This window comes from uncultured Veillonella sp., from assembly GCF_938010505.1.
Lineage (GTDB): Bacteria > Bacillota > Negativicutes > Veillonellales > Veillonellaceae > Veillonella.
In genome coordinates this window covers 1-6052 of the sequence record NZ_CALLVP010000150.1, presented here as the reverse complement: position 1 = coordinate 6052, position 6052 = coordinate 1, and the positions used below count along the sequence as shown (strand labels likewise).

Sequence of the window (6052 nt, the reverse complement as noted above, 5' to 3'; positions counted from 1 at the left end):
GGTTTAATGACTAAGTTAGGTAAAATTTCTGTAGGTTCAATATATTGTTGCCAAGAGTTTAACCAAGTTGACTCATCAAGAATATCTGTATCTATTGATATAACCTTAATATTATCCTCTGTAAGACGTTTTTCTAAATCAGCCTTAATCATATCCATATCAAGTGATAAATCAGCGTACATAGTTAATTTTATTAAATTAGGCTGATCTTCAACATCTTCTTCTATAATTCCATTGTCTGCATAATCGTCAAAAAGAGTAGTCACCTCATCGGTGGCTACTCTTTCACAGACAATGGATATTTCTATCCATTGCATATATGCTCCTTTATAGGGAATGTGATGGAACGAACCATTCCTTCACATGAGCTGTTCATTTCGTTAAACAGTCCTTGATTTTTTCAAAGAGACTTTTGCTCACTTGTAAATTATTAACATCTTCGTTACTTTCATTTGCAAAGCGTAATAATAACTCACGTTGAGCATCGGTCAACTTCTTAGGCGTTTGGACAGTTACCACAATGTGTTGGTCCCCTCGTTGGTTAGGGTTACGCAAATATGGAATACCTTTGCCCTTTACGCGGAATGCCGTTCCCGTTTGAGTACCTTCCGGAATCTTTAACTCTACTTTACCATCTAAGGTATTAACTTGTATAGTCGCACCAAGAGCAGCTTGAGCAAAGCTAATATTTACACGGCTAATAACGTCATTACCATTTCGTTCAAATTCCTTATGAGGACGAACAAAGATATATACATAAAGATCCCCTTTAGGACCGCCTAAAATACCTGGTTCCCCTTCATTAGCTACACGTAAGCGAGAACCGCTGTCTACGCCAGCAGGAATCTTGATAGAAATCTTGCGTTTAGCAAGCATTTCACCCGTACCACGGCATTTAGAACAAGGTTTTTCGATGCTTTTACCAGAACCATGACAACGGGAACAAGTGCGCACGGATTGCATACGACCAAATGGCGTATTTTGAATAACCGCCTCTTGACCAGAACCATGACAGTTTGGACAAGTATCGACACGAGAGCCTGGTTCACCACCAGTACCATGACAGTGATCACATTCTTCATGACGATGCACTTCGATTTCCATGGACTTCCCAAAGGCTGCATCTTCAAAGGATATATCGATATCTTCACGCAAGTCATTACCTTTTTGAGGGCCTTGTTGTTGACGACCACCGCCAAACATGCCCCCAAAAATGTCACCAAAGATATCACCAAAGCCACCAGCTTGCCCGCCAAAACCACCAAAGCCGCCTTGGAAACCACCGGCTCCAGTGCCGCCTCCTTGTTTGAAAGCGTCGTGGCCGAATTGGTCATATTGAGCTTTTTTAGTTTCGTCAGACAATACTTCGTAAGCTTCATTTGCTTCTTTAAACTTTGCTTCTGCTTCCTTTGGATTGTCTTTATTTACGTCTGGATGGTATTGGCGAGCCTTTTTACGGAAGGCTTTTTTGATTTCATCTTGAGAGGCGTTTTTGCTGACCCCTAGGATGTCATAATAATCTCGTGCCATTATTTACCAACCCTTCTTATTTCTTTTCGTCATCCACTACAGTGTAATCAGCATCAACTACATTATTGTCAGCTTTTGCTTGTTGGCCTTGTTCAGCGCCACCAGCAGCTTGTTGTGCTTGTTGAGCCGCTGCATACATTTGTTCAGCTAATTTATGTAATGGTTGTTCCAAAGCTTCGCTATCTTTCTTGATGTCTTCGATATTGCCAGCTTCAATAGATTTTTTCAATTTATCTTTAGCTTCTTCCACTTCTTTCAATAAAGCTGCATCGCCTTGACCATCAAGATCTTTCAATGCTTTCTCAGCTTGATATACTAAGGAATCAGCATTGTTTTTAACATCTAATTCTTCTTTTCTAGCTTTATCTTCTGCTGCATGAGCTTCAGCTTCTTTAACCATGCGGTCAATTTCTTCTTCTTTCAAGCCGCTAGAAGAAGTAATGGTAATTTTTTGTTCTTTTTGAGTCCCCAAATCTTTAGCTTTTACATGTACGATACCATTAGCATCGATGTCGAATGTTACTTCGATTTGAGGAACCCCACGAGGAGCCGCAGGGATACCATCCAAGTTGAAACGACCCAATGTTTTATTATCTGCTGCGAATTCACGTTCACCTTGTAATACATGGATATCTACAGATGGTTGGTTATCTGCTGCAGTAGAGAATACTTGAGATTTAGATGTAGGGATTGTAGTGTTACGATCGATAATACGTGTGAACACACCACCCATTGTTTCGATACCAAGGGACAATGGCGTTACGTCAAGTAACAATACATCTTTAACTTCACCTACTAATACACCACCTTGAATAGCAGCACCAATAGCTACACATTCATCAGGGTTAACATTTTTAGTTGGTTCTTTACCCAATACTTTTTTGATTGCTTCTTGTACAGCTGGAATACGGCTAGAACCACCAACTAACAATACTTTATCGATATCGGATGCAGATAAACCAGCATCGCTCATAGCTTTACGAGTAGGTTCAATAGTTGCTTGTACTAAGTCAGCAGTCAATTCTTCAAATTTAGCACGAGTTAATGTTACGTCTAAGTGTTTAGGACCTGTAGCATCAGCTGTGATGAATGGTAAGTTGATATTTGTGCTAGCTACACCAGACAATTCAATTTTTGCTTTTTCAGCAGCTTCTTTTAAACGTTGATCTGCCAATTTATCATTGGACAAATCAATGCCAGTTTCTTTTTTAAATTCTTCGATTAAGTAGTTCATGATACGTTGGTCGAAGTCATCACCACCAAGGTTGTTGTTACCAGATGTTGCTAATACTTCGAATACGCCATCACCAAGTTCAAGGATGGATACGTCAAATGTACCACCACCAAGGTCAAATACAAGAACTTTACCATCTTCGTCTTTATCTACACCGTAAGCAAGAGCAGCTGCTGTTGGTTCATTGATGATACGAAGAACTTCAAGACCTGCAATCGCACCAGCATCTTTTGTTGCTTGACGTTGGGAATCTGTGAAGTAAGCTGGAACTGTAATAACAGCTTGTTTTACCGGTTCGCCCAAGTAAGCTTCTGCGTCAGCTTTGATTTTTTGAAGAATCATTGCAGAAATTTCTTGAGGAGTATAATCTTTACCTTCAACATTTACTTTGTGATCAGTACCCATATGACGTTTAATAGAAAGAATTGTGTTTTCTGGGTTGGATACAGCTTGACGTTTAGCCAATTGACCAACTAAACGTTCGCCATTTTTAGCAAAACCAACAACAGAAGGAGTTGTGCGAGCGCCTTCTTGGTTAGTAATAACCGTAGGTTCGCCACCTTCCATAACAGCAACACAAGAGTTTGTTGTACCTAAATCAATACCAATTACCTTTGCCATAATATATGCCTCCTAAAACTTTATAATCTATTCAACAACTTTTACCATTGCGGGACGAATACAACGACCATCAACAGTATAGCCAGTTTGCAATACTTCACATACCGTATCAGATTCAAACTCATCTGATGGTACTCGCATAATCGCTTGATGGAAATTCGGATCAAATGGTTGACCAACTGCTTCGATAACAGCTAAACCATGTTTAGATAACATAGCCATCAAGTTTTGATAAATCATAATGAATCCATCGAGGAATACTTTTGCTTCCCCTTCTGCAGGACTTTGAACAGCCCGTTCAAAGTTATCCAAGACAGGAAGAAGGTCTGTTAATACATCCCCTTTAACATATCCTGCAAGTTGCTCTTTTTCCTGATTAGTACGTCGTTTGAAGTTTTCAAAGTCCGCTTGTAACCGTTTATAGCGATTATCAAAGTCGGCTTTAAGTTCTTCTAACACTTGAGCAGCATCAGCCACAGCTTCTTCAGTTTTTTCAACAGTTGGTTCCTCTACATTCGTAGTGTCCACTGTTTCCTCCACTGTTTCTTGTTTAATGTCTTGTTCTTCAGTCATTACATGCCCTTTCTGTTTTGTTCTTTTACCATAGTTTCCATTATATGTTTCATATGGGACAACATGCCGATGATACGTCCATATTCCATCCGCGTTGGACCAAGAATAGCAAGAGTTCCGATAGGCTGATCTTGATTCGTAAAATCAGCTTGTACCACACTCATTGAATGTAGTGCTTCAGTTTCGTTCTCAATACCAATCTTGACCTTAACAGGTGTTGGAGAATCATCTTTTAATAACTGTCCTAATTGATTTTGTTCTTCCACTAAGGAAAGCAAGGGTTGTACCTTCTCAACAGACTTAAACTCTGGTTGATTTAACAACTCTGTGGTACCTACCGAATAGAACAACTTACGTTTATTAATAGCTCGTAATAATGTCTCCGAAAGGATTAATAAAATTCCCTGCGGTCCTTCCATATAGACCAATATAGATCCTAAAGCCTCAGCCGTTACATGACCAATACTTACATTCTGTAGTGCATTGCTAAATTGTATGGCTAGATTCTGTAAAAGCTCTGGTGAAACACTTTCACCAAAGTACATCAATTCATTATCGAGTGCTCCTGTTTCAGTGATAACAACCATAATGGCTTGATGACTATCTAGCGGTAATACATGAATGTATTTAATTAATGCTCTATCATGGGCTGGTGCTAAGAATAAACTCATGCTATGGCTTACCTGTGAAAGTAGCTTAGCCATATTTAGAAAGAGTTCACTCGTTGATCCATTGGAATGTTTCCATAACATTTCAATTTTTTCAGCATCCTGTAATGGAACAGGTTGTCGACTCAACATAGAATCAACATATAAGCGATAGCCCTTAGCTGAAGGAATACGCCCCGCCGATGTATGAGGTTGCTCTAAATAGCCTAATTCCTCTAAATCTGACATTTCGTTCCGTACCGTAGCAGGGCTGATACCAAGATCATAATTCTTAGCAATCGTTCGAGAGCCTACAGGTTCTGCGGATTTAACGTAGTCTTCAATTATGGCTCGCAAGATGCGCTGTTTTCTTTCATCCATAATGACACCTCTTGTTAGCACTCATAAACTTTGAGTGCTAATCGCATGTATAATATTATCATATTCAAGAAAAATGTCAAGCTAAAAAATCATTAAAAAGCCAAATAAAATCTATTTAGTCAAAAAGACAATTTGATATTTTTAATTAATTAGTCAAAAAATCAAATTATAATAATAAGAAAACACTTATACTATCTCACTTTATATGATCTTCTAATAATTTATTAATCGAATAAATATATTTTGACTAATAAAAATTTAGACCTATAAAATAGTATAAGTGTTTAAATTTATAATATTATTTTTTACTAGAATTGAATCGTCATTATAAAGGTATTCTAACTATAACAGCGCAATAATATAACCTAAATCAATTATAACTCTATATTTTCTAGTGGATTACCAAGTCTAGCTAACAGTTTTCCCATGCGTTCACGAGGCTGACCATGTTTTGCATACCAATCAACTAATATATCTACGGCCTTTTTAGATTGCTCTATCGTTAAATTTCTAGCTAATATGGTACCTGCTTCTGGTTTAATACCAGTGTTACCGCCAACAGCTAACATATATCCTTGGGATGTACCAATAAATGCAATATCTTTAACCATCGCATCTGGACAGTTACGTCCACAGCCACTAATACCAATCTTACATTTGTGAGAGGTTTTACGACCATAGTGCTTGCGTTCTATATAATCAGCTAGTTCTTTTGTTTCCATTTGGCCATTTTTACAGTAGCCTTTACCAACACAGGCAATCAGAGAGTTTACCCCTCTATGAACAACGGTAGTCACACCTTCAGGTAATTCAGAAATAAGCTGTTCTTTATCATCTTTTTCAATACCTGTAATTTGTATACCTGTTACAACATGACGAAAGGATCCGCCATATTTTTCAGCAAGTTCTATGCATGCTTTCATTTGATCTAAAGTAAATTCATTATGTAAACCGTGTAATATTACAGATGTCTTCATCGTTCCTCCTCAAATCTAGCATGCTTATTCATCATCATCCTATTTATACTAACATATTAGATTTTGAGAAACTGTGAGAAATTACTCAC

6 protein-coding genes are annotated in these 6052 nt (G+C 38.0%); all 6 read right to left on the bottom strand.

All coding sequences use genetic code 11. From position 1 onward, the window contains the following. The coding region (locus Q0507_RS09375) for a 50S ribosomal protein L11 methyltransferase (RefSeq protein WP_298715380.1) at positions 1–317 on the bottom strand (317 nt) is incomplete at its 3' end. A gap of 55 nt (positions 318–372) precedes the next feature. Further along, complete coding sequence (gene dnaJ / locus Q0507_RS09370) at positions 373–1530, bottom strand: molecular chaperone DnaJ (RefSeq protein ID WP_298715378.1); 1158 nt, start codon at positions 1528–1530, stop codon at positions 373–375. A 16-nt stretch (positions 1531–1546) separates the two neighbouring features. Then, the gene (gene dnaK / locus Q0507_RS09365) at positions 1547–3385 is read right to left on the bottom strand and encodes a molecular chaperone DnaK (RefSeq protein WP_298715376.1); all 1839 of its coding nucleotides are present in this window, start codon (positions 3383–3385) and stop codon (positions 1547–1549) included. Between the two features lie 27 nt (positions 3386–3412). Continuing rightward, positions 3413–3958: a nucleotide exchange factor GrpE gene (gene grpE, locus Q0507_RS09360; protein ID WP_298715374.1), complete on the bottom strand. Its 546-nt coding sequence runs from the start codon at positions 3956–3958 to the stop codon at positions 3413–3415. Next, the gene (hrcA, locus tag Q0507_RS09355; protein ID WP_298715371.1) at positions 3958–4986 is read right to left on the bottom strand and encodes a heat-inducible transcriptional repressor HrcA; all 1029 of its coding nucleotides are present in this window, start codon (positions 4984–4986) and stop codon (positions 3958–3960) included. The genes grpE and hrcA overlap by 1 nt, the downstream gene beginning before the upstream one ends. A 374-nt stretch (positions 4987–5360) precedes the next feature. After that, a complete protein-coding gene (locus Q0507_RS09350; RefSeq protein ID WP_298715369.1) occupies positions 5361–5963 on the bottom strand; it encodes a nitrite/sulfite reductase in 603 nt (200 codons plus the stop codon). Positions 5964–6052 lie beyond the last annotated feature (89 nt).